The sequence below is a fragment of the Caballeronia glebae genome, assembly GCF_001545035.1.
In the GTDB taxonomy this organism is placed as follows: domain Bacteria; phylum Pseudomonadota; class Gammaproteobacteria; order Burkholderiales; family Burkholderiaceae; genus Caballeronia; species Caballeronia glebae.
Genome location: NZ_FCOJ02000066.1, coordinates 15,316 through 38,076 on the forward strand (window position 1 = coordinate 15,316; position 22,761 = coordinate 38,076).

The window sequence follows — 22,761 nt, forward strand, 5'->3', positions numbered from 1 at the left end:
CATGGGCGGCGTATGACGGCGATTGTTTCCGACGGAGAGAATCGATGAAGAACTCATGTTCACGCGTTTCGATAGCAGCGCTCGGCTTCGCGATCGGCTCCGTCGCGTTCGGCCAGTCCGCGCCGCCGTGCCCATCCGCGAACGAGCCGATCGGCGCTAACGCAAGCACGCTGATTCAGGTTCGCGACTTCACGCCGGTGAGTGGCGAAGGCGGCGCGTCGCATTTTCTCGGCTCGCGGCTGCGTTCGGCGCGCAACGCGGTGAAGGTGGACCAGAACGCATCGGCGCTCGCGGACGACATCGTCAAGGCGCTGAACGCGAAGGGCCTCACCGCGTGTCACATGACGGCCGAATCGCCGCCGCCGACATCGGGCTGGCTCGTGAGCGGCGAGTTCGACCAAACGCTGTCGAGCGGATTCGGCGCCGCGTTGCCGTCGATGGGTTCGTCGGACAAGACGCCCAACGCGCACGTCGCCGTGCAGCTCGCCAATCTCGCGGCAAGCCCGGACGCCGCGCTCGCGCAGATCGACACGAGCGGCGAACTGAAAGGGCAGAAATCGGCGGCCGCGCCGAAGCCCTACGGCGCGGCGGCGCGCTTCGTCATCAACAAGACTGAAGCAATCTCGTCGCTCGACGATCTCGCCGCGAAGATCGCCGATCAGATCGCGGCGGAGAAGGCGAAGCTCGAAGGCGGCGGGCAGTAGCGCGCATCACGCTTCCGAATCGCGCTTGCCTTTCGGATGATCGGCGCTCGCGTCCGGCTCGGTATCGGGAACGATGTGATCGTGCTCGGGCGTGTACGGGCCTTCCTCGGGATGATCCTTCCCCTTGGGAACGAGCGTCGCGTCCATGTTGCCGTGCTCGCGCTGCTCGATCGTGCCATCGCTTTTCTCTTTCACGTCGCCCGGGCCGAGCGCTTCCCGGCGTTCATCCGCGCGCTGCACGGGATCTGACGGTTCGCGGTTCATTGCATTCTCCTGAAGTGTCGTCGATGACGCAGCAAGCGCCATTCCGCGCGCGCGAATCACAGCGCAAGATCTGGAGTGCCGGCGGGCGCCGCATCCGTGACGATGAGCTAACTCATCTTCGTTCCGGAGCACTTCCGATGCGCTTTCCCGCTTCCTTCCAACGCCTCGCCTGGTCGAATCTGCTCGCGCAATCGGCCGAGCAGATCGGGCTGGCCGCCGCGCCGCTCGCCGCCGTGTTCGCACTCGGCGCTTCCGCCGTCGATATCGGACTGCTGCAAAGCGCGCAGACGCTGCCGTTCCTGCTGCTGTCGATTCCGCTCGGCCTGATCGCGGACCGCAGTTCGCGGCGCACGCTGATGGCTGCCGCCGAATGCGCCCGCGCGCTCGCCATGCTCTGCGTACTGCTGCTCGCATTCACACACGCGTTGACGCTGCCGCTGCTCGCGCTGCTGGGTTTTCTCGGCGCGACCGGCACCGTTGCTTACAACGTCGCCGCGCCCGCGCTCGTGCCCGCGCTGGTCGAACGGGCCGCGTTGCCGGCCGCGAACGGGCGCATCGAGCTTGCGCGCAGCGTGGCGTATTCGGCGGGACCGGCGTTAGGCGGCCTGCTCGTCGGATGGATTGGCGCGGGATGGGCGTATGGCTGCGCGGCGTGCCTCTCGGTGTCGGCGGCGATGTTGCTCGCGGGATTGCGCGAACCGGCGCGCCGGAGCGCCGCCACGCGCCATTTTTCGACCGAGCTTGAGGAAGGCGCGCGCTTCGTCGCCCGCAATGCGTTGCTGCGCCCGATGCTCGCCACCGCTGTCTTTTTCAACATCGGCTTCTTCATTCTTCAGGCCGTGTACGTGCCGTATGCGGCGCAACGGCTCGGCCTGAGCGCGACGTCGATCGGCGTGACGCTCGGCGCATACGGCGTCGGCATGGTGTGCGGCGCGCTCGCCGCGCCCGCGATCGCGCGGCGCGTCGCGTTCGGCCGCATGCTGCTCGTCGGGCCGTTCTGCGGGCTCGCCGCATCGCTCGCGATGGTCGCGACGCTCGCGGCGCCATCGTTCTGGCTCGCGGCATCGAGCTTCTTTCTGCTCGGCGCCGGGCCGATCCTGTGGACGGTCGGCTCGACGACGCTGCGCCAGGCCATCACGCCCGCGAACATGATGGGCCGCGTCTCGGCGCTCAACAGCACGGCGACTTACGGCGCGCGTCCGCTAGGCGCGCTCATTGGCGCGGCGATCAGCGCGCGCTTCGGCATGGGGCCGTGCCTCGTCGCGGCGGCGGCGGGCTTCGTCGTGCAGGCGTGGATCATCGCGGCTTCGCCGGCGGCGCGTCTCGCCGATGTACCCGAGGGCGCGCTCGTTTGACGGGCGCGGCGGGCGCACGAGCGAACATCGGCATGCGCTTCAGAATCCAGTCGAGCAATTCCTGCGGCCCTGCCGCGAGCGGACGCCCGGCCTTCACGAGCAGCTTCGCCTGCGCGCTTTCGAAGAGTGGGTGCGCGACCGGGATGGTCGTCAGCTCGCCGCTCGCGAGTTCGCGATACGCCGCGAACTCGCCGATCAGCGTCATGAAATTCTCCGCGGCCACGAAGCGCTTTAGCGCCCCGAGCGAATTCGTCGTGAGCGTCGGGCGGATCGCGAGATTGTCGGTCGTTTCCAGCATCTTCACGACATGGCCGATGCCGAACGTGGGCGGCATCAGCGCGAGCGGATAGTCGAGCAGATCGCGAATCCGCGCGCCGCCGCCACGCATCGCCAGCGGATGATCGCGCCGCGCGAGCAGTACGACCGGCTGCGCCGAAGTCGCGCGAATCTCGATGCGCTCGTGCGGCGGCGGGTTATACGCGAGGCCGATATGCGCGCGGCTCTGCGCGACTTCTTCGAGCAGATCGTCGACGGCGAGCATCTGCACGTCGATTTCGAGGCGCGGATAGCGCGCGCAGAACGGCGCGAGCACGTCGTCGACGAGCGTATCGACATAACCTTCGCTCACCGCGAGGCGAATTTGTCCTTGCTGCAGGCCCTTGAGCGCATGCAACTGATCCTCGAACTTCTCCTGCTGCGATCGATAGCCGCGCCAGAATTCGAGCAGATGAAACGCCGCCTCGGTCGGCCGCACGCCGCGCGGCTCGCGCTCGAAGAGCGTCGTGTCCAGTTCGTTTTCCAGCAGTTTGATCTGCCGCGCGATCACCGACGGCGAAGTGTTCAGATGATCCGCCGCGCCGCGAATCGTGCCGTGCGTGAGCACTTCGTGGAAATAGCGCAGACGTTGCTGATTGATCTCGCGCATGGCCGTCGTCCTCGTCGAAAGGGGGTGTTGCTCGCAGAGCAACGATACGTGAACTTAGTTGCTCTTGCTAGCACACTTGCACGCGCTCAACATGGCCTTACCCGATAAGGGCGAGACAAAACAAGGAGACGCGGATGTCCACGATTCAGACCCTGCGAGGCGGCGATGCCGTTTCGGCGCTCTACAGCAGAATCAACTGGCGGCTCCTGCCGCTGCTCATCGCTTGCTACATGTTCGCGTATCTGGATCGCGTGAACGTGGGCTTCGCGAAACTTCAGATGCAAAGCGATCTCGGCTTTTCCGACGCAGCCTACGGCGTCGGCGCCGGGATCTTCTTCATCGGCTACGTGATCTTCGAAATTCCAAGCAACCTGATGCTGCCGAAGATCGGCGCGCGTCTTACCTTCAGCCGCATTCTCGTGTTGTGGGGCATCACGTCGGCATGCATGCTCTTCGTGCGCAACGTGCCCGCGTTCTACGCGATGCGCTTTCTGCTCGGCGTCTTCGAAGCGGGCTTCGCGCCGGGCATGATCTATTACCTCTCGTGCTGGTATGGACCAAAGCGCATGGCGCGCGCGATCGCGCTCGTGTTCGTCGCGGGGCCGCTCGGCGGGGTCGTGGGCGGGCCGCTGTCGGCGTGGCTGATCTCGTCGCTGGCGGGCGTGGGCGGTCTCGCGGGATGGCAGTGGATGTTCCTCGTCGAAGGCTTGCCGTGCATCGCGCTCGGTGCGCTCGTGTGGCGTGTGCTCGCCAATCGTCCAGCCGATGCGCGCTGGCTCACGCAAGATGAACGACGGCTCGTCGAGACGGAAGTCGGCCATCACGGCGACGGGTCGCATCGCATCGAATCGTTCGCCGAAATCGCGAGGAACCCGCGCATCTATCTGCTGGCGATCGCGTACTTTTGCATCATCTTTCCGATCTACGCGATCAGTTTCTGGCTGCCGACGCTCATCAAGGAGCAAGGACTCAGCGGTTCCATGCATGACACGATTCGCCTCGGCTGGTATGTCGCGATTCCGTATGTCGCCGCGGCTGTCGCGATGTACGCGGCGGGTCGCCATTCCGACAAGGTCGGCGAGCGCCGCTATCACAGCGCGTTGCCCGCGCTCGCCGCTGCCGCGCTGCTCGTGATCACGCCGTATGCAAACGGCAATCTCGTCACGACGCTCGCCTTGCTCACGCTCGCCACGGCCTGCATGTGGATGGCCTACACGGTCTTCTGGGCGATTCCGTCCGAGACGATTTCCGGCCCGGCCGCAGCGGGCGGCATCGCGCTCATCAACACGATCGGCTTGTCGGGCGGATTTTGGGGCCCGGCGATGATCGGCTGGGTCAAGTCCGCAACCGGCAGCACGAACGGCGGCCTCGTCGTGATGGCGTGCATGGCGGCGCTCTCCTGCGTGCTGATTCTCGCGAACAAACGCACGGTTGCCGTGGCCAAGGCGCGCGCGGCCTGAACATCGATCGATACTCGAAAGGACTACGGACATGAAGATTCTGATTGCAGGATTCCAGCACGAAACGAACACCTTCGCGCCGACAAAGGCGAGCTACCAGAGCTTCATTCAGGGCGAAGGTTTCCCGCCGATGGCGCACGGCGACGATGTGCTCAAGTTGCGTGACGTGAACGTGCCGATCGGCGGTTTCGTTCAATGGGCCGAAGCTGAGGATCACGAATTAATTCCGGTGATCTGGGCGGGCGCGAGCGCATCGGCGCATGTGACGCAGGACGCATACGAGCGCATCGCGGGCGCGATCGTCGATCGTGTGCGGGCGGGCGGTTTCGACGCGATCTATCTCGATCTGCACGGCGCGATGGTCGCCGAGCATCTCGACGATGGCGAGGGCGAATTGCTGGCGCGCGTGCGCGGCATCGTCGGCGATGCGATGCCGCTCGTCGTCTCGCTCGATCTGCATGCGAACGTCACGGCGCGCATGGTCGATCTCGCGGATGCGCTCGTCGCGTATCGCACGTATCCGCATGTCGATATGGCCGAAACCGGGCTGCGCGCGGCGCATCTGCTGGCGCTTCGGATCGAACACGGCGTGCCGTTCAAACGCGCGATGCGCCGCGTTCCGTTTCTGATTCCGGTGAACGGGATGTGCACGCTCGTCGAGCCGGCGCGCGGCATGTACGGCATGCTCGAAACGCTGGAGAAGGAGGTCGTGTCGCTGTCGTTCGCGCCGGGCTTTCCGGCATCGGATTTCGATGAATGCGGACCGGTGTTATGGGGCTACGCGCTCGATCAGCAAGCGGCGGACGAAGCCGTCGATGCGCTCTTTTCGACGCTCGTGGACGACGAAGCGCGCTGGGACGTGCCGTTCCTATCGCCCGATGAAGCCGCGCGCGAAGCGATCGACGCGAGCCGCGATGCGACGAAGCCCGTAATCGTCGCGGATACGCAGGACAACCCGGGCGTCGGCGGCGATTCGAACACGATGGGCATGGTCCGCGCGCTCTTGCGCCACGATGCGCGCGATGCCGCCGTGGGCATTATCTGGGACGAGAAGGCGGCGCATGCGGCGCATCGTGCGGGCGTCGGCGCGCGCATCACGCTCGCGCTCGGCGGCGGCTCGAACGTGCCGGGCGATTCACCCCTTGAAGGCGAGTTCGAAGTCGAGTATCTGTCGGATGGCCGTTTTCGCTTCGACGGCCCGATGCTCAACGGCATGTCGGGCGAACTGGGACCGACCGCGTGCCTGCGCATCGGCGGCGTGCGCATCGCGGTGAGCAGCATCAAGATGCAAGTGTTCGACCGCAATCTCTTTCGCGCCGCGGGCATCGAGCCGGAGCGCATGAAGATTCTGGTGAACAAGAGTTCGGTGCATTTTCGCGCCGATTTCGAGCCGATCGCCGAGCGCGTGCTCGTCGCGAAAGCGCCTGGCCCGATGGCCGCCGATCCGGCCGATCTGCCTTGGCGCAATCTCGATGCGCGCATGCGCGTGCGACCGCTCGGGCCGACGCTTTCCGAGCTGCGCGCATCGGCTGCGTAAGCGTGCTTCGCCAATTTCATCGCATACATCGCATACATCGAAAAGGAGAATCGCAACATGCCGGATGATCAGATCAACGCGTGGCGCCGCCGTTTTCTCGGCACGGCGGTCGCGAGTGTCGGCGCAATGCAGCTTGGCTTGAGCGACCTCGTGCGCGCGCAGACCGCGCCGCGCGCTTCATCGGGCGCGGGATTCGCTCAGATTCGCCAGGTCGATGCGGGCGCGCTCAATATCGGCTATGCGGAAGCGGGACCGGAGAACGGTCCTGTGGTGATACTGCTGCACGGCTGGCCATACGACATCTACGCGTTCGCCGACGTGACGCCGATGCTCACGGCGCAGGGTTATCGCGTGATCGTGCCGTATCTGCGCGGCTATGGCTCGACGCGCTTTCTCTCCGCCGACACGCCGCGCAACGGCCAGCAGGCGGTGGTCGCGGTGGACATCGTCGCGTTGATGGATGCGCTGAAGATTCAGCAGGCCACGCTCGGCGCGTTCGACTGGGGCGCGCGCACCGCGAACATCATCGCGGCGTTGTGGCCCGAGCGCGTGAAGGCGATGGTCTCGGTGAGCGGCTATCTGATCGGCAGCCAGCAGGCGAATCGCGCGCCGTTGCCGCCGAAGGCCGAGTTCGCGTGGTGGTATCAGTTCTACTTCGCGACGGAGCGCGGGCAGGCGGGCTACGAGGCGAACCGTCACGATTTCAACAAGCTCATATGGCAACTCGCATCGCCGAAATGGAACTTCGATGACGCGACCTATGACCGTTCCGCGAAGTCGTTCGAGAATCCGGATCACGTCGCCGTGGTGATCCACAACTATCGATGGCGTCTTGGGCTCGTGCAAGGCGAAGCGCAATACGACTCGCTGGAACAGCGTCTCGCGAGCGCGCCGACTATCGGCGTGCCCACGATCACGATGGAAGGCGACGCCAACGGCGCGCCGCATCCCGATCCGGCGGCGTATGCGAAGAAGTTCACGGGCAAGTACCAGCATCGGAACGCGGCGGGCGGGATCGGACACAATCTGCCGCAGGAAGCGCCGAAGGCGTTCGCGGATGCGGTGATCGACGCGGGGCGCATGTGAGCACCGCCTTCCAATCTTCGATGGCAACATCGGCAACCCCGAACGCATCGCGAATCCCGACAACCTCAAGTTCTCCGAGAAGCTGCGTAAGCTGATCTGATAATGCAATGATAAGGAAAGCGAAGCATCGCGCTTCGCTTTCGTCGATGAAGCTTCAATGCGTAGGTTCGAAGTGCGTCGCGGACGTCTTGTCGTGCGTGGCGTACTTCTCGATCATCGTCGCACTCGCGCGATTCAGGCCGCTCACATCGACCGCGATTCCATTGCGGCGGAACTTGTGCACGATGCGGTCCAGCGCATCAATCGCCGTGATGTCCCAGAAGTGCGCATGCGACAGATCGAGCCGCACCGAGCGCACCGGTTCCTGGAAATCGAACTCGGCGACGAGCGCTTCCGACGACGCGAAGAACACCTGTCCGCGCACCGCATAGCGCCGCTCGTTGCTTGCCTCGTCGAGCGCGCTTTCGACGGCCAGCACCTGACGCACCTTCGACGTGAAGAAGAGCGCGGAGAGCAGCACGCCTACGCCCACGCCGATCGCGAGATTGCCCGTCGCCACGACGACCGCCACCGTCGCGAGCATCACGACCGACGAGCTTTTCGGATGCGTGCGCAGATTGGCGATCGACTTCCAGCTGAACGTGCTGATCGACACGAAGATCATCACGGCGACGAGCGCGGCCATTGGAATCTGCTTGACCCACGGCCCGAGAAACACGACGAGCACGAGCAGGAACGCGCCCGCGACGAAGGTCGACAAGCGCTGACGTCCGCCCGATTTCATGTTGATGACAGTCTGCCCGATCATCGCGCAACCCGGCATGCCGCCGAGAAAGCCGGCGACGAGGTTCGCGCAGCCCTGGCCGCGGCATTCGCGATTCTTGTCGCTGGACGTATCGGTGTAGTCGTCGACGATGGCCGCCGTCATCAGCGATTCCAGCAAACCGACGATCGCGATCGCCACCGAATACGGCAAGACGATGCGCAGCGTGTCGAGCGAGAAGGGCACCGCCGGGAACGCGAACGTCGGCAGACGATCGGGGAACGCGCCCATGTCGCCGACAGTGCGCAATTGCAGATGCAGCGCCATTGAAATAACCGTCAGCACGATGATGCAGACGAGCGGCGAGGGCACGGACTTCGTCACGCGAGGCAGCAGGTAGATGATCGCGAGACCGAGCGCGACCATCGCGTAGACGTACCACGGCTGCGCGCTCAACTGCGGCAATTGCGCGAGAAAGATGAGGATCGCGAGCGCATTCACGAAACCGGTGATCACCGAGCGCGACACGAAGCGCATCAGCGCGCCGAGCCGCGCGAGCCCGGCGCCGATCTGGAAAATGCCGGCGAGCACGCCCGCCGCGAGCACGTATTCGACGCCGTGCGTCTTCACGAGCGACGCGAGCAGCAACGCGACGGCGCCCGTGGCCGCGGAGATCATGCCGGGACGTCCGCCCGCGAACGCCGAGACCACCGCGATGCTGAACGCCGCGTACAGCCCGACTTTCGGGTCGACGCCCGCGATGATGGAAAAGGCGAGCGCCTCGGGAATGAGCGCGAGCGCGACGACGATGCCCGCAAGCACGTCGCCGCGCACGTTCGAGAACCACTCGTCGCGCAGTGTGTGTGTCTTCATGATTTGAGCGTGGGTTGAATCGATGGCGGGAAGACCCGACGCGCGGTATTTCGCGGTTCGCGCGGATCGGCAAATCGCGCGTCATGCCGATGCAGGCCGCCGCGAAAAACGATGCGCTGAAACTCTGGATGCGGCGTCGCGCCACATCGCGAAGGCGATGCCGGGCGACGCGCCATAGGTCCGCGAACCCCTGTCGGTCAGATCGAAAGTGACGAAGGAGTGTCGCGAAGCGCTACATAGGTGTCGGTGCGGGAGCTTTGAAAAAGGAACGCCGCGAACGAAGGTCGCGGCGTCGGCATTTTACCCGATGGACAGCGCGGCGGCGCGCGCCTCGGCTGAATTCAACAACGCTGTTCGAAATCGATATATTCGAAGCCCGCCGCGATCGCGTAACGGATCGCTTCTTCCACGTTGGGAAACTCGCCCGGCAGTCGCACGGAACGCTCCATCCCGTTTAAATGCTGGATTCGCGCTGTCGCGGCAAACGCATCGCCTTGCCGGACCGCTGCCGGCGTGACCATCATGTCCCTGTAGCTGAAGACCATTTGTTTCTCTTTCGGATGTCGTCGGCCCGCGCCGCGTGGCTGCGGGACACTCATTTTGGAAAGGTCCCGGACGACCGATCGTCCAGCTCCTTCTGTTTCAGGTTATCGGCAACGGAAAACGTTTCTTTACGGGTGCGCTTGAAAGCGCCCCGAAGAAGTATTGAAATTATTTTGTCTGAACAATGGGTGGGTCGATCTATTGGGCATTGCGGACGCCTTTCTGAAAACGATCGCAGCCAGCGTGCCACGCGTCAAATTCCCGTTCAATTCCCGAGTCTCGATGAAAGCGATATCGAATCTTGCAAAGTTGTGCAATAACGTTTGAACATAAGTCATCCGAAGTATTGAAAGAAAGCTTTGTATAAAACTTAGTCAATCTCAATATTTTATTCGTGTCAGTTCGGCCGGATGGTGCTAATGTGCAGCCAATCATTTTTCTCTCACCCGGGCAGGGCCCGCATGGAGCGCACTCGGCCATGAAATTTCGTCTCTGGACAGCGGCAGGTATTCTCGCTCTCGCCTCGTCAGGCGCATGGGCCCAAACGAGCGTCACGATGTACGGGCGTCTCGATGGCGGCATCGAATATCTGAATCACATCGCGAACGGCACGGGCGGCAGTTCGTCGCGCTGGAGCGCCGAAGGCGGCGATTGGGGCACCAGCATGTGGGGTCTCAAAGGCAACGAAGATCTCGGCGGCGGCCTGGCCGCCGTCTTCGACCTGGAAACAGCCATCCAGATCATGAACGGCACGACCGGCGGCGGACGTCTCTGGTCGCGTCGCGCCTATGTCGGGGTGAACTCGAAGACGTGGGGCCAGTTGCAGGCAGGCCGCAACCTTTTCATCGATAGCGACGGCGTATGGGAATTCGATCCCTTCGTGCAACAAGCGGTTTCATCGGCGTCGCTCGTGCGCGGACGCAACTGGCAGCAGACGAGCAATAACGTCGAATATCACAGCCCCGTGTTTCGTGGCTTCGACGTGCAGGGCCAGTACGCGTTCGGCAATCAGCCGGGCGCGTTCAATTCGGGCGCGCAGGGCGAATTCGGCCGCTCCGAAGGCATCATGCTGAGTTATCACTCGACCATGCTCGACGTGCGCGGCATCTACGACGAATTGCGCAATCAGAACGGCAAGATGGACAACATCTTTCAGGCGTCGCGCGAGTACTTCGTCGGCGCGAATCTGAAGGTAGACAAGTGGAAAGTGCAGGCCGCCTACACGCATTACGCCGCGCCTGATTCGCTCGCAGGCGTGGCCGATACCGCCGATCACTACTGGCTCGGCGCGACGTATGCGGTGACGCCCGCCTGGGCCGTCACCGCGGCGGGCTTTTATATCCACGTGGGCGAGGGCGGCGGCGATGCGGCGCACGATCCCGCGAGCCACGCGATGCTCTACGCGCTCGGCACGACCTATAACTTCAGCAAGCGCACCTTTCTATACGGCACCGTCGCGTACGTGCGCAACAGCGCGAACGGCACGTTCTCGGTCTTCGCGACGCCGCGCGATGGCGATCCCAGCACGAGCCCGATGGCGGGCCAATCGCAGACGGGCGCATACGTCGGGATGATGCACGTGTTCTGAACGATGCATCGAAAGCTCCATTCAGCGGGCGTCGATTCAGGCCAATAGCCGCGCTATCAGGTCTTGTGTCGCTCGCGCGCCATATTTGCGCAGCAGGCTTGCGCGATGTATATCGACCGTGCGCGGGCTAATATTCAGCTCCTTGCCGATTTCCTTGCTCGTCATGCCATGCACGAGCAAAGCGGCGACGTCGCGTTCGCGTTCGGTCAGCATGCTCGCGTTATCCGATTGCTTCGTGCCCTGCGATAAATCCGTAAAAGTCCAGATCGCAAGTTCGAAAGGTCGCTTCGGGTTATATCCGAAGCCGCAGACCGTCACCCAGAAATAACTTCCGTCGACGCGCCGCATGATGCGGTCATCGCTGAATACCGCGTGCTTTGCGAGCAAAGGCGCGAGACGGTCGCCGGTGGTGGTGAAATCCTTCTGCTCCGGATAGAGCTTCGAGAACGATTGCGCGATGATGTCGCTGCGTTTCGCCCTGAATAACTCCAGCGCTCGCGTATTGCAGTCCACCATGATCCGCTCTCTTGCAACGATAACAGCGACGGGCAAATGCTTGAACAAGTCCTCGTAGTCGAGCTTGGGCGTCGAGTCGGTCATGTCGGGAGGTTATCGCGTCTGGCGAAGAGGTACTGTAACACCGAGGTTCGGCACCTTTCGCACAGACGTTGCAGCGTGTTCAAGACTCCGTGGCGGACGGACTCACTTCGAACACGCAGCAATCGCAGCCTTCGCCCCCGCATTGCGTCTCGATCGATTTCGAGCGCGGGCCTTTCTTCGCGCTGTCGGGTGCGGTGTCGTTCACCCAGTCCATCGCGCCCGCGAACCAGCCCGCGAACATGTAGCAGAGCTTGCCCTCCTTGCCCGGCTGCGCGAGCACGAACGACGAGTTATGCAGATGAATGCGCGCGTGCGATGTCGACGGATCGGCTTCGACGATAGTGAAGAGTCCCCAGCCGCGCTGCGACAGACGCTTCAGGTAATGCTCGAAGCACGCTATCCCGCTGATGCCGTGCTTCCCGGCTTCCTTGTCGCACCAGTGATACGCAGACTTATAGCCCGCCTTGTAAAGAATTTCGGCATAGGTCTCGCGGCCGAGCGCGTCTTCCACCGCGACGTGATTGTTCGTGAAGAAGTGGCGCGGCACGTAGAGCATCGGCAGCGCGTCGGTGGTCCAGACGCCGGTTTGCGGATCGACGTCGATAGGCAGTTGCGGTTGCATGCTCGACTCAGCCGTTCCAGACTTCGCCGAATACGCGCAGCCAGTTTTCGCCCATCACTTTTTTGATGCGCGATTCGCTCCAACCGGCCTTTTCCATAGCGGCAGTGAGGTTCGGGAATTCGCCGATCGTGCGAATGCCTTCCGGATTCACGACCTTGCCGAAGTCCGTCAGACGGCGATAGCGGCCCTTGTCATGCGTGATCCAGTCGAAGAATTCGGTGCTATAGCCTTGCGTGAAATCCGTGCCTATGCCGACCTTGTCTTCGCCGATCAGATCGATAACATATTCGATAGCTTCGAGATAATCGTCGACGGTTGCGTCCGCGCCCCTTCGCAGGAAGGGCATGAACATCGTCACGCCGACGAAACCGTTCGCATCGGAAATCTCGCGCAGTTGATCATCCGTCTTGTTACGCGGATGCTCCTTCAAGGTGTACGGGCAGCAATGCGAGTACGTGACGGGCTTCTTCGAGCAGGCGATCGCATCGGAAGAAGTCTTCGCGCCGACATGCGAGAGATCCACCATGATGCCGACGCGATTCATTTCCTGAATCACCTCGCGGCCATATCCCGACAGGCCGCCATCGGGCTCATAAGAACCGGTGCCGACGAGATTCTGCGTGTTATAGCAAAGCTGAACCACGTTCACGCCCAGCTCCTTGAATACTTCGATATAGCCGAGGTTATCCTCGAACGCATACGAGTTCTGGAAGCCGAAGATGATGCCGGTCTTGTCCTCCTTCTTCGCGCGCCGGATGTCGTCGGTCGTGCGCACGAGCGTGAGAATTTCGCTGTATTCGCGGATCTGCTGCTTCATTTCCGCGATGTTATCGATGGTCTTCTGAAAGTCTTCCCACACCGAGACGGTGCAGTTCACGGCGGTGACGCCGCCCTTGCGCATATCTTCGAATACGGAGCGCTCGAACTTCGAGATGTTCAATCCGTCGATGATGATGCTCGAATCGTGCAGGCTACTCATGGCTAATATCCGTCCGGTATCTTATGGAAGAGAAGAGCGCTCAGATGGTTCTCTTGATGGCGCGCTCGACCGCCGCGCGATCGCTCTTACCCGCGCTCGCCGGGCCCGCTTCTTCGAGCGCGGTCTTCGACGTTTCGCGCAGCGAGAGACCGCCGATCATCGCGAAGATCGACACGGCGATCAGGTAATACGCCGGCGACAGCTTCGTTCCCGTCTCCGAGATCAACCACGTCGCGACGAGCGGCGCGGTGCCGCCGAAGATCGTGTACGCGAGGTTGTACGTGATCGCGGAACCGGTGTATCGCGTCTTGGTGGCGAACACTTCCGACAGAAGCGGGGCAGTGACCACGCCCGACAGCACCGCGCCCACGGCGAGGAGCGCAACGCCGAGGAGCGACTGGGACAGGTTGCCCGATCCACCGAGCGAGAAAGCCGGATAGACCGAGGCGATGATGAAGATGCACGTCGTCGCGATCGTCGCGCGGCGGCCCACGAGATCGGAGAAAAGGCCGGCGAGCGGGCACAGGGCCGCGGCGAAGAAGAGCGCGAGCACGGTCACGAGAAGCGACGTGCCGCGAGACAGATGTCCGGCAACCTGCATATACGTCGCGAAGTACGTCGTGAAGGTATAGAAGGAAAGCGCCGTCACCGAGACGAACGCGCCGAGCTTCAGGATGTTTCCGGACTGCGAATGCAGGGTTTCCATCAGCGGCGCATGCGCGACTTCGTGCTTTCCTTCGAGCGCCTTGAATGCCGGCGTCTCGTGCAGATTCACGCGCAGATACACGCCGATGAGACCGACCGGCGCCGCGATCAGAAACGGCACGCGCCATCCCCAGTCGACCATCGCGGCGGGCGAGAGCGACGATTCGAGCGCATACGCGACGATCGCCGCGCACGCGAACGAGGAGAATGTCGAGACCGGCACGAAGCTGCCGAAGAACGCGCGGCGCCGGCGCGGCGCGTGCTCCATCACATAGGCGCAGGCGCCCGCGTACTCGCCGCCGGCGGAAAAGCCCTGCACGCAGCGGATGATCGTGAGAAGTAGCGGCGCCCAATAACCGATGCTTGCATAAGTCGGCAACAGCCCGATCAGCGTCGTGGCGCCGGCCATCATCAGGATAGTGAAGGCGAGGGTGCGCTTACGACCGATGCGGTCTCCGACCACGCCGAAAAAGAGCCCGCCGAGCGGACGAAATGCGAAAGCGACCGCAAAGACCGCGAACGTCTTCAAAAGCCCGACAGTGGGATCGCCGCTGGGAAAGAACTCGCGCGTCAGAATGGTCGCGAGAAACCCATACGCCGCGAAATCGAACCATTCGACAAAGTTACCGATGGACGCCGCGGCTATGACACGTCTTAGCGTCTTGGTATCTACCGTCTGGGCTGCTTGATATGCCATGGTCCTCTACCCCTTTCACGTGTCGGTTTGCGTCCGAATTGAAAGGAGCGTAAGTGCTCAAATTACTTAGGTCCATACGTGTCAATTACCTAGGTAATCGGCTTCGAGTGACATTGGCGGCGCGCCCGGCAAACACGGCCGGGCGCGGCCTTGCGTCTATTGCTGAAGCCAGGCCTGGACTTTCTCCGGATGGCTGTCGACGAACTTTTTCGCGGCGGCGCTCCAGTCGTTCGATGCATTGCCATCGAGCTCGATCGCTTCGACATCGGCCAGAGTCAGCTTGAAGTGCCGGATGAAGACGTTCGCGCGAGGATACTTTGCAGCGAACTGCTTCGAGGCGAAGCCGTGAATCTGCTCGTCGCCGCCGAGCACGCCCTTGGGGTCTTTCAGATAGCGCATCTTGTACTTTTGCCAGAGCCAGTGCGGGCTCCAGACCGTCGCGACGATCCAGTTCTTCGATTGATAGGCGCGCGCAACCGCGGTCAGCATGCCGGCTTCGCTCGCGCGGATCAGGTTATATCCGGCGAGGTCGTATTCCTTCAGCGCCTTCTCCGAGGCGACCATTTCGCCAGCACCCGGCTCGATGCCTTGAATCGTGCTGTTCAGCTTGGCTTTGACATCGGGCTTGTTCAGATCGCCGATCGACGCCACTTCGCTCTCGGGCACGTAATCCGGGACTGCCCAGCCGATCTTCGCGCCGGAGTAGATGATGCCGAGATCTTCCATGTCGTTCTTGAAGCGCGCGTAATAGGCCGCGTGCGTGACCGGAAGCCACGCGCCCAGCATCAGATCAACGTCGCCGCGCGCAATGCCCTGAAACTGAATGCCGAGGTCCGCGGTGGTCAGGGTAACGGGCTGGTTCAGCTTCGTTTCGAGAACGTACTTCGCGGTGTAGACGACCGCTTGCGTATCGGCCCAGTTGGCGAGCGTGATCTTGATCGGCTCGGCGGCGCTCGCGCACATCGCGAACGTGACAGTGGAGACTGCGACGGCAGCCTTCATGACGAAGCTTACGGACAAGGCGTTCTTCATTTACGTTTCCTTGTATCGAGTTGGTTTTATCGAAGACGTGATGCGATCGATTCTCCTGATCTATGAGCACATTCATTTGCGACGGCAAAGCGACTGCAGGCGATGCCCTGCAGACCGCAGTATTCGGGGGCATTAAGGCGGCGTCAATGTTCTTTGCTTTCGCGTTGGCTGCATCAGGAAAGGGTTTACGCCGATGAACGCGCATGTTTAAAAAAGCGCGCGATGCCCGACGAGTTGCCGCCATCTATTGCGGCGCGCGTTTGAGGTATCGGTGGCGATAGACGATGGTCCATGCGGTCAGTCCGCCATACGTCGCGTACCTGACCCACGTGGAGAGCCGGCCGGCTTCCGGCTCGGCCAGCGCGAGCGTGATCCAGAGACGGCCAAGATTCTCGCCGACGAGCCCAATGCCCCAGACGGCGGTCATCAGCCGGATAGACCTGACAAGTGCCGGACGCGCTTGCCAGAGCGCGTCGAATTCGGTCTCGCGGCCTTGTGCTTCGCGCGACATCGTCGAGCGCGCGAGGTAGTACACCAGCGGCCGGTCGCGAAAGAGCGAAAGCAGAAACATCGCGCCGATGATGCCGCTCACGGCCGGCTCACGCGCTTCGCCCATCCAGCGCGCCGCGCCGGACAGCAAGATCATCAGCGACATGGCGATGCCCGCCAGCACGATGGCGCTCAGCGCGTCGAAATGCCTCAAGCGCACGCCATCGAAGATCATCCACGCGATCAGCGGCACGGCCGAGGCTATGAGTGCGCCCACCACGCCGAAATGGCCGATCGTGATCCTGTACGCGAGCGCGGGCAACGCCACGTTCACGACGAACGCGAGTCCATAACGTGCGGACGGAATCCTCATCGATATCTCCAAGTGCCATTTCCTCCGACGGATCGTCAATGCGCTCGCCTGAGCGGAGATTGCATCGGCGCTGTCGGCATGAGCGACAATTATTCGCGTTGAATTTCGTGGCACTCCTCATAAGATATAGTGACCGTCATTCGCCATCGTCACGCCGGTCATAACCCATGCGCTATGAATCGGCGTCTTCGTGAATTTTTAAGATTACCTCAATAAGGAAACGATCATGTCCACGCAGGCCTATGGCTACGACATCCTGCACAATCCGCGATTCAATCGCGGCACGGCCTTCTCGCAAGACGAGCGCCGGAAGTATCGTCTGGAAGGATTGCTGCCGCCGGGAGTGAATTCGCTGGCGATCCAGATCGCGCGTACGCACACGGAACTTGCGGCACTCGACAGCGACCTGCAGCGCTATCTCTTCTTGTCCGACCTGCAGGCGCGCAACGAGACGCTCTTCTATGCGCTGCTCATGTCCGATCCGGCAACGTACATGCCGATCGTCTATACACCGACAGTCGGCGAAGCCTGCCAGAAGTTCGATCATGTGTTCAGGGCGACGCGGGGTCTCTATATCCCGATCGATGCGCGCGGCCGCGTGAAGGAACTGCTGCGCAACTGGCCGGAACAGGACGTGCGCTTCATCGTCGTGACGGATGGCGAACGCATACTCGGTCTGGGCGATCTCGGTGTCGGCGGCATGGGCATTCCGATCGGCAAGCTCGCGCTGTACACCGCCTGCGCAGGCGTGCCGCCGTCGGTTTGCCTGCCCATCACGCTCGACGTCGGCACGAACAACGCGTCGCTGCTCGACGATCCGCTGTATCTCGGCCTGAGGCATGAACGCGTGCGCGGCGCCGACTACGACGCATTCGTCGACGAGTTCGTGAGCGCGGTGCAGGACCTCTATCCGAAGTGCTGCATCCAGTGGGAAGATTTCGCCAACTTCAACGCGGTGCCGCTGCTCGCGCGCTACAAGGACAAGGTGTGCACGTATAACGACGATATCCAGGGCACCGCGGCCGTCGCGCTCGCGGGCATCTATGGCGCGCTGCGCATCTCGAAGCAGAAGCTGACCGATCAGCGCTTCCTGTTTCTCGGCGGAGGATCGGCGGCGACCGGCATCGCGGAACTGATCAGCGAGGCGATGGTGCTGGAAGGTCTGGATATCGAATCTGCGCGCAAGTGCAGCAGTCTCTTCGACGTCAACGGGCTGATGGTGCGCTCACGCACCGATCTCGCTGAATTTCAAAAGGTCTTCGCGATCGATCACGCGCCGATCAACAGCTTCGTCGACGCGGTCCGCGCGCTGAAGCCGACGTGCATCATCGGCGTGAGCACGGTGCCCAAGCTCTTCAACCAGGCGGTGATCGAAGCGATGAGCGAAATCAACGAGCGCCCGATCATCTTTCCGTACTCCAATCCGACGTCGCGTTCCGAATGCACCGCCGAAGAAGCGTACCGATGGTCCAAAGGGCGCGCGATCTTCGCGAGCGGCAGCCCGTTTCCGCCCGTGCAGATCGAGGCACAGCACTTCGTGCCGGGGCAGGGCAACAACGTCTACATCTTTCCCGCGATGGGCATGGCGGTCTTCGCCACGGGCGCCACACGCGTGACGGAAGAAATGTTCATCGTCGCGGCGAAGGCGGTGGCCGAGCAGGTCAGCGACGAAAGCCTCGAAAAAGGCCTGATCTATCCGCCGCAAAGCCAAATCTTCAAGGCATCGATGCATGTCGCGGCGTCCGTTGCCGAGTACATTTTCGATCATGGCCTCGCGCGCGTGGAGCGGCCCGCCGATCTCGTCGCGCATATCAAGGCGGCCGCGTATTCGCCAACTTATCCGCCGGTATAACGTCTCGCCGTCAAACGATCGCCGCGCGCGTCATCGCGGCAGCGCGGCGGTCGCGATCTCGCTTGCGCTGTCGAGCTGCTCGACGTGCCAGCACTTGTCGATCAGCGCGCGCGTTTGCTCCGGCGTGAGAATGCCTTCCGCGAGATCCGAAAACTTCGTTTCAAGCTGCTGATCGGTCATCGGGATTTGCGTGCTGCCGATCGCATGCTCGATGTACTTGTGCAGCTTGCGGCCGTCCTTCAACGTGATCGTCATGTCGACCTGTTCCGGCTTGATGGACGGGTCGACGACCGCGTTCACCTTGTCGCGCAGCGCGACCGTCTTTGGATCGCGTACTTTGACATCGCTGAACTGCTTTTCGCCAGCCGCGCCGTCGATGATCGCAATAGCCACCGCGTGATAGATGCTGAACTTGCCTTCGAGCCCGATCTGCGGCGTCTTCTTGCCCGTGAGTTCGAGCACGAGCGGATGCACGCGAAGATCGACGCGCGCGATCTGATCCGCGCTCAGATGCTCCTGATTGCGCAACTGGATCGCCGCATCGATCGACGGATGAATGACGATGCCGCACGCAAAAGGCTTGTAGGTATTCAACGTCGATTCCCAGTGCGAGCCGAGACCGTCTGTTATCTCGCGATAGTCCTGCTTGGTGCTGATGGTGTTGGCCCAGCCGCGTTTCGCTTCGATCATGCCGTCCGAGCTGGTGTAGTTCTGGCTCGCGAGCAGCGCCGCGAAAATGCCATTCGCGGCGGCGCGCCCGGGGTTGAAGCTCTTGTTCATCGAGCCGAACGACTCGCGCAGGCCCACCGGCTGCGAGGCGGCGAGGCCGAGCGCCCCGACCATCTGTTCGACGCTCAGCCCCATCAGTTTGCCAGTCGCCGCGGCCGAGCCGAACACGCCGCACGTGCCGGTAATATGCCAGCCGACATCGTAATGATTCGGATACACCGCATTGCCAATTCGCAGTTCCGTTTCGACGCCCAGCACGAGCGCGTTCAGAAAGTCCTTCCCCGTCACCGCGCGATATTGCGAATACGCCAATATTGCCGACACGACCGGTCCCGCCGGATGAATGATGGTCTTCAGATGCGTGTCGTCGTAATCGAAGATATGGCTGCTCACGCCATTGATGAACGCCGCGTTCATGATGTCGAAGCGCTCGGTCCGGCCGAGCAGATTCGCTTGCGGCGGCCCGGAGAATGGCGTCAGCGCGGCGACGGCGCGGTTCACCGTCTCGTCGTGCGATCCGCCGACCGCCACGCCGACCCAGTTCATCAAGGTCCGCACGCCTTCCTTGCGCACCGGCGCGGGCAGATTGCCATAACCCGTTCCGACGATGAAGTCCGCGAGGATGCGCGTGACGCGCGGCGGCTTCGCATTCGCACCGCTGGCCGATGCGGGCGCGGACGCGGACGCGGCGTTGCTCGTCTGCGCGAACGCCGTCGTGCCTGCCGCCGATGCGAAAGCGCCCGCGGCGCTGGTCATGAGAAAGCCGCGGCGGTCGATGTTGGGCATGGGATTGTTTCCTTGAAATGGCGCGAGTTCGAATCGGCGAGCAAGTATTATTCCGCGGCATTGAAGGGAAGCAAGGGTTTTCCCGATTCCCTTGCATGTCGATTCGCGCTTCGATGCATCGTCGTAGAGATGTATCCATTATTTCGAACGAAAGGAGAGCACGCCATGAGCACCGGAACCATCCGCCTTCACCGCGTTTTGCGCACGACGCCCGAGCGCCTCTATCGCGCGTTCCTCGAACCCGATGCAATCGCGAAATGGCTTCCGCCCTACGGCTTCACTTGTCAGGTCCATCACATGGATGCGCGCCCGGGCGGAACGCACAAGATGTCGTTTCGCAACTTCGGCACGGGCAACGGCCACTCGTTCGGCGGCGAGTACATCGAACTGGTGCTGTTCGAGAAGATTCGCTACACGGACCGCTTCGACGATCCGAACCTGCCCGGCGAAATGCACGTCACCGTCTCGTTGCGGCAGGTCGTGTGCGGGACCGAGCTGAGCATTGTTCAGGAAGGCGTGCCCGAGGTCATTCCGGTGGAGATGTGCTATCTCGGCTGGCAGGAATCGCTCGTTCAACTGGCGCGGCTGGTCGAACCCGAAATCCCCGAGTGACGACGCGCGCGATTGCGCCCTCATGTTGATCGGCTAAGTGATCGGATAAGATACCGCGCCCGCATCATCAACTCAAACGTGGAGTGCTTTTCGTGATTCAGCCGAGCAATGTATTCAAGGATAACCTCGCCCAATTGCCCGCCATCGACGGCATCGAGCGCATCGATCTGATCGACGGCAAAGGTGAGATCGTCGCGAGCATCGAGAACAAGCCGGGCAAGCAAGGCTCGGTCGCGGTCTATAACTATCTGAAGCAAGCGTTCGGCGTGCTCGACGCCCGCGCCGCCGAGCACGGTCTCGCTGTGTTCGCCGAGCACACCGCCGATGCGCGTAATCGTCCGGGCGCGCATCCGAACGTGGATCGCCTGCTCGCAATCGTCGATGGCGGCGAGGCGTTGCGTATCGACGCGACGATAAACGCATAAAAAACGAAAGCGCGTTCCGCCATGAGCGGAACGCGCTTTTTTCATCGATCGCCGCGAATCAGAGCTTCAATTCGACGCGCTTGATCTCCTTCACGATCACGAGATAGCTGAAGACCGTGATCAGCGCATTGATCCCGACAAACGCCAGCGCGCCGTTGAACGAGCCTGACTGCGCGACGAGATAGCCGATCACGATCGGCGTGACGATGCCGGCGACATTGCCGAACATGTTGAAGATCGATCCGGAAAGCCCGATGGCTTCCTTCGGCGACGTATCGGCGACCACGGCCCAGCCCAATGCGCCGATGCCCTTGCCGAAGAACGCGAGCGACATCAGCGCGACGACGATCCAGTCGGTATCGACGTAATTGCAGCCGATGATGCACGACGACAGCAGCATGCCGCAGACGATCGGCGTCTTGCGCGCGAAGGTCAGCGACTTGCCGCGACGGATGAGGCCATCGGAGATCACGCCGCCGAGCACGCCGCCCGTGAAGCCGCAGATGGCCGGCAGCGACGCGACGAAGCCCGCCTGCAGAATCGTCATGTGACGCGCCTGCACGAGATAGATCGGAAACCACGTCAGGAAGAAGTACGTGAGCACGTTGATGCAGTACTGCGCGAGATACACGCCGAGCAGCATCCGGTTGGTCAGCAACTGCTTCACGACCGGCCAGCCCACGCTGTTCGTCTTCGCGAGCGCCACGCCGCTCGCGCGCCGATGACCATGCACGAGACCGCCGCCTTCCTCGATGTACGCCAGCTCCTGCGCGTTCACGCGCGGATGGTCCGCCGGATTCTTCATCACCGAGAGCCAGGTGAGCGCGAGCAGCAGGCCCGCGATGCCCATCACGATATAGACGTGATGCCAGCCGAACGCGTGCGTGAGCCACGCCATCAACGGCGTGAAAACGACGGCTGCGAAATATTGCGCCGAGTTGAAGATCGCCGATGCCGTGCCGCGCTCCTTCGTCGGGAACCAGCTCGCGACGACTTTCGCATTGGCCGGAAACGCGGGCGCTTCCGCCGCGCCCATCGCGAAACGCAGCACGAAGAGCGCGGTCACCGCCGTCGCCGCGCTGCCGAGCAGGCCGATCGTACTTTGCAGCAGCGTGAAGAGCGACCATAGAAAGATGCTCGCCGCATACACGCGCCGCGCGCCGAAGCGATCCAGCAGCCAGCCCGCGGGCATTTGCGAGAGCACATACGCCCAACTGAAGGCCGAGAAGATGTAACCCATGCGAATCGCGTCGAAACCGAATTCGGCGCGCATCGCGGAACCTGTCACCGACAAGGTCGCGCGGTCCGCATAGTTGAACGTCGTGATCGCGAAGATCAGCAACAGAATGAGATAGCGCACCTTGGTGCGCTTCATGACGTCCGCGGGGTTCGCGGCGCGGCTCATCGACATGGACTTCCCCTATGTTTCGATCGTGCTGATGCACGGAGGGCCGCGCGATTCGTCTCTGAGCGACCCTCATAGGCGAAGCGACGCACGGCGCGCTTGCGGCGCCGCGCTTCACGCGCTTCGCTTGTCTCCTGCCTGTTTCCTTACTGCGCGCCGAGCTTCTTGATCAGCACGTCGAGCTGCTCGCACTCTTCTTCGTTCAGATCGGTGAGCGGCGCGCGCACCGGACCCGCGTCGTGGCCGACGAGCTTCGCGCCCGCCTTGACGATCGACACCGCGTAACCCGCACGGCGATTGCGGATTTTCAAATACGGCAGGAAGAATTCGTCGATCAGCTTGCCGACCGTTGCGTGG

21 protein-coding genes and 1 pseudogene are annotated in these 22,761 nt (G+C 62.5%); 9 read left to right on the forward strand and 13 right to left on the reverse strand.

Annotated elements, in window-relative coordinates; translation table 11 throughout:
* The first annotated feature begins 44 nt into the window (after positions 1-44).
* Positions 45-704, forward strand: a complete 660-nt coding sequence (locus tag AWB82_RS30770) for a hypothetical protein (protein WP_086973081.1) — start codon at positions 45-47, stop codon at positions 702-704.
* A 6-nt stretch (positions 705-710) separates the two neighbouring features.
* Here the strand turns inward: AWB82_RS30770 and AWB82_RS30775 are convergent, their stop codons facing one another.
* Entirely contained in the window at positions 711-968 is a 258-nt protein-coding gene (locus AWB82_RS30775) for a hypothetical protein (RefSeq protein WP_086973082.1), read from the reverse strand.
* Positions 969-1,105: 137 nt separating this feature from the next.
* Here AWB82_RS30775 and AWB82_RS30780 point away from each other — a divergent pair, with 137 nt between their 5' ends.
* A complete protein-coding gene (locus tag AWB82_RS30780) occupies positions 1,106-2,323 on the forward strand; it encodes an MFS transporter (RefSeq protein WP_086973083.1) in 1,218 nt (405 codons plus the stop codon).
* Here AWB82_RS30780 and AWB82_RS30785 read toward each other — a convergent pair.
* A complete protein-coding gene (locus AWB82_RS30785; RefSeq protein ID WP_086973084.1) occupies positions 2,265-3,248 on the reverse strand; it encodes a LysR family transcriptional regulator in 984 nt (327 codons plus the stop codon). The genes AWB82_RS30780 and AWB82_RS30785 overlap by 59 nt on opposite strands.
* A 134-nt stretch (positions 3,249-3,382) precedes the next feature.
* Here AWB82_RS30785 and AWB82_RS30790 point away from each other — a divergent pair, with 134 nt between their 5' ends.
* The 3 genes from AWB82_RS30790 to AWB82_RS30800 are packed head-to-tail and all read left to right on the forward strand — an operon-like array spanning position 3,383 to position 7,331.
* Positions 3,383-4,708: an MFS transporter gene (locus AWB82_RS30790; protein ID WP_086973085.1), complete on the forward strand. Its 1,326-nt coding sequence runs from the start codon at positions 3,383-3,385 to the stop codon at positions 4,706-4,708.
* 31 nt (positions 4,709-4,739) lie between these two features.
* On the forward strand, positions 4,740-6,245 hold the full coding sequence (locus AWB82_RS30795) for a M81 family metallopeptidase (protein WP_086973086.1): 1,506 nt from the start codon (positions 4,740-4,742) through the stop codon (positions 6,243-6,245).
* Positions 6,246-6,302: 57 nt separating this feature from the next.
* Entirely contained in the window at positions 6,303-7,331 is a 1,029-nt protein-coding gene (locus AWB82_RS30800) for an alpha/beta fold hydrolase (RefSeq protein ID WP_086973087.1), read from the forward strand.
* A gap of 154 nt (positions 7,332-7,485) precedes the next feature.
* Here AWB82_RS30800 and AWB82_RS30805 read toward each other — a convergent pair whose 3' ends face one another.
* The gene (locus tag AWB82_RS30805; protein ID WP_086973088.1) at positions 7,486-8,967 is read right to left on the reverse strand and encodes a SulP family inorganic anion transporter; all 1,482 of its coding nucleotides are present in this window, start codon (positions 8,965-8,967) and stop codon (positions 7,486-7,488) included.
* A 341-nt stretch (positions 8,968-9,308) separates the two neighbouring features.
* The gene (locus AWB82_RS30810; protein ID WP_235023502.1) at positions 9,309-9,512 is read right to left on the reverse strand and encodes a hypothetical protein; all 204 of its coding nucleotides are present in this window, start codon (positions 9,510-9,512) and stop codon (positions 9,309-9,311) included.
* A 476-nt stretch (positions 9,513-9,988) separates the two neighbouring features.
* On the opposite strand from AWB82_RS30810, the gene AWB82_RS30815 reads away from it, so the two are divergent.
* Positions 9,989-11,098 (forward strand): porin, encoded by a 1,110-nt coding sequence (locus tag AWB82_RS30815; RefSeq protein WP_086973089.1) that lies wholly within the window; start codon positions 9,989-9,991, stop codon positions 11,096-11,098.
* Between the two features lie 36 nt (positions 11,099-11,134).
* Here the strand turns inward: AWB82_RS30815 and AWB82_RS30820 are convergent, their stop codons facing one another.
* The 6 genes from AWB82_RS30820 to AWB82_RS30845 all read right to left on the reverse strand — a co-directional run bounded on the left by AWB82_RS30820 (position 11,135) and on the right by AWB82_RS30845 (position 16,595).
* Positions 11,135-11,698 (reverse strand): PAS and helix-turn-helix domain-containing protein, encoded by a 564-nt coding sequence (locus AWB82_RS30820; RefSeq protein WP_086973090.1) that lies wholly within the window; start codon positions 11,696-11,698, stop codon positions 11,135-11,137.
* 79 nt (positions 11,699-11,777) lie between these two features.
* Complete coding sequence (locus AWB82_RS30825) at positions 11,778-12,320, reverse strand: DUF5943 domain-containing protein (protein ID WP_086973091.1); 543 nt, start codon at positions 12,318-12,320, stop codon at positions 11,778-11,780.
* A 7-nt stretch (positions 12,321-12,327) separates the two neighbouring features.
* A complete protein-coding gene (locus tag AWB82_RS30830; protein WP_086973092.1) occupies positions 12,328-13,299 on the reverse strand; it encodes a dipeptidase in 972 nt (323 codons plus the stop codon).
* Between the two features lie 40 nt (positions 13,300-13,339).
* Positions 13,340-14,701 carry an MFS transporter gene (locus AWB82_RS30835; RefSeq protein WP_086973093.1) on the reverse strand — a complete coding sequence of 454 codons (1,362 nt, stop codon included), beginning with the start codon at positions 14,699-14,701 and terminating at the stop codon, positions 13,340-13,342.
* A gap of 156 nt (positions 14,702-14,857) precedes the next feature.
* Complete coding sequence (locus tag AWB82_RS30840; protein WP_096031473.1) at positions 14,858-15,733, reverse strand: glycine betaine ABC transporter substrate-binding protein; 876 nt, start codon at positions 15,731-15,733, stop codon at positions 14,858-14,860.
* A 244-nt stretch (positions 15,734-15,977) separates the two neighbouring features.
* A complete protein-coding gene (locus AWB82_RS30845) occupies positions 15,978-16,595 on the reverse strand; it encodes a VC0807 family protein (protein WP_086973094.1) in 618 nt (205 codons plus the stop codon).
* 226 nt (positions 16,596-16,821) lie between these two features.
* Here AWB82_RS30845 and AWB82_RS30850 point away from each other — a divergent pair, with 226 nt between their 5' ends.
* Positions 16,822-18,447 (forward strand): NAD-dependent malic enzyme, encoded by a 1,626-nt coding sequence (locus AWB82_RS30850; protein ID WP_086973095.1) that lies wholly within the window; start codon positions 16,822-16,824, stop codon positions 18,445-18,447.
* 30 nt (positions 18,448-18,477) lie between these two features.
* Here the strand turns inward: AWB82_RS30850 and AWB82_RS30855 are convergent, their stop codons facing one another.
* On the reverse strand, positions 18,478-19,962 hold the full coding sequence (locus AWB82_RS30855; RefSeq protein ID WP_086973096.1) for an MmgE/PrpD family protein: 1,485 nt from the start codon (positions 19,960-19,962) through the stop codon (positions 18,478-18,480).
* Positions 19,963-20,127: 165 nt separating this feature from the next.
* Here AWB82_RS30855 and AWB82_RS30860 point away from each other — a divergent pair, with 165 nt between their 5' ends.
* Both AWB82_RS30860 and AWB82_RS30865 read left to right on the forward strand, forming a co-directional pair.
* Positions 20,128-20,574: an SRPBCC family protein gene (locus tag AWB82_RS30860; protein WP_086973097.1), complete on the forward strand. Its 447-nt coding sequence runs from the start codon at positions 20,128-20,130 to the stop codon at positions 20,572-20,574.
* A gap of 92 nt (positions 20,575-20,666) precedes the next feature.
* Entirely contained in the window at positions 20,667-20,999 is a 333-nt protein-coding gene (locus AWB82_RS30865; protein ID WP_086973103.1) for a DUF2322 family protein, read from the forward strand.
* A 58-nt stretch (positions 21,000-21,057) separates the two neighbouring features.
* Here the strand turns inward: AWB82_RS30865 and AWB82_RS30870 are convergent, their stop codons facing one another.
* Both AWB82_RS30870 and AWB82_RS30875 read right to left on the reverse strand, forming a co-directional pair.
* Positions 21,058-22,410: an MFS transporter gene (locus AWB82_RS30870; RefSeq protein WP_086973098.1), complete on the reverse strand. Its 1,353-nt coding sequence runs from the start codon at positions 22,408-22,410 to the stop codon at positions 21,058-21,060.
* A 140-nt stretch (positions 22,411-22,550) separates the two neighbouring features.
* A pseudogene (locus AWB82_RS30875) lies at positions 22,551-22,761 on the reverse strand (5-dehydro-4-deoxyglucarate dehydratase); the annotation flags it as partial.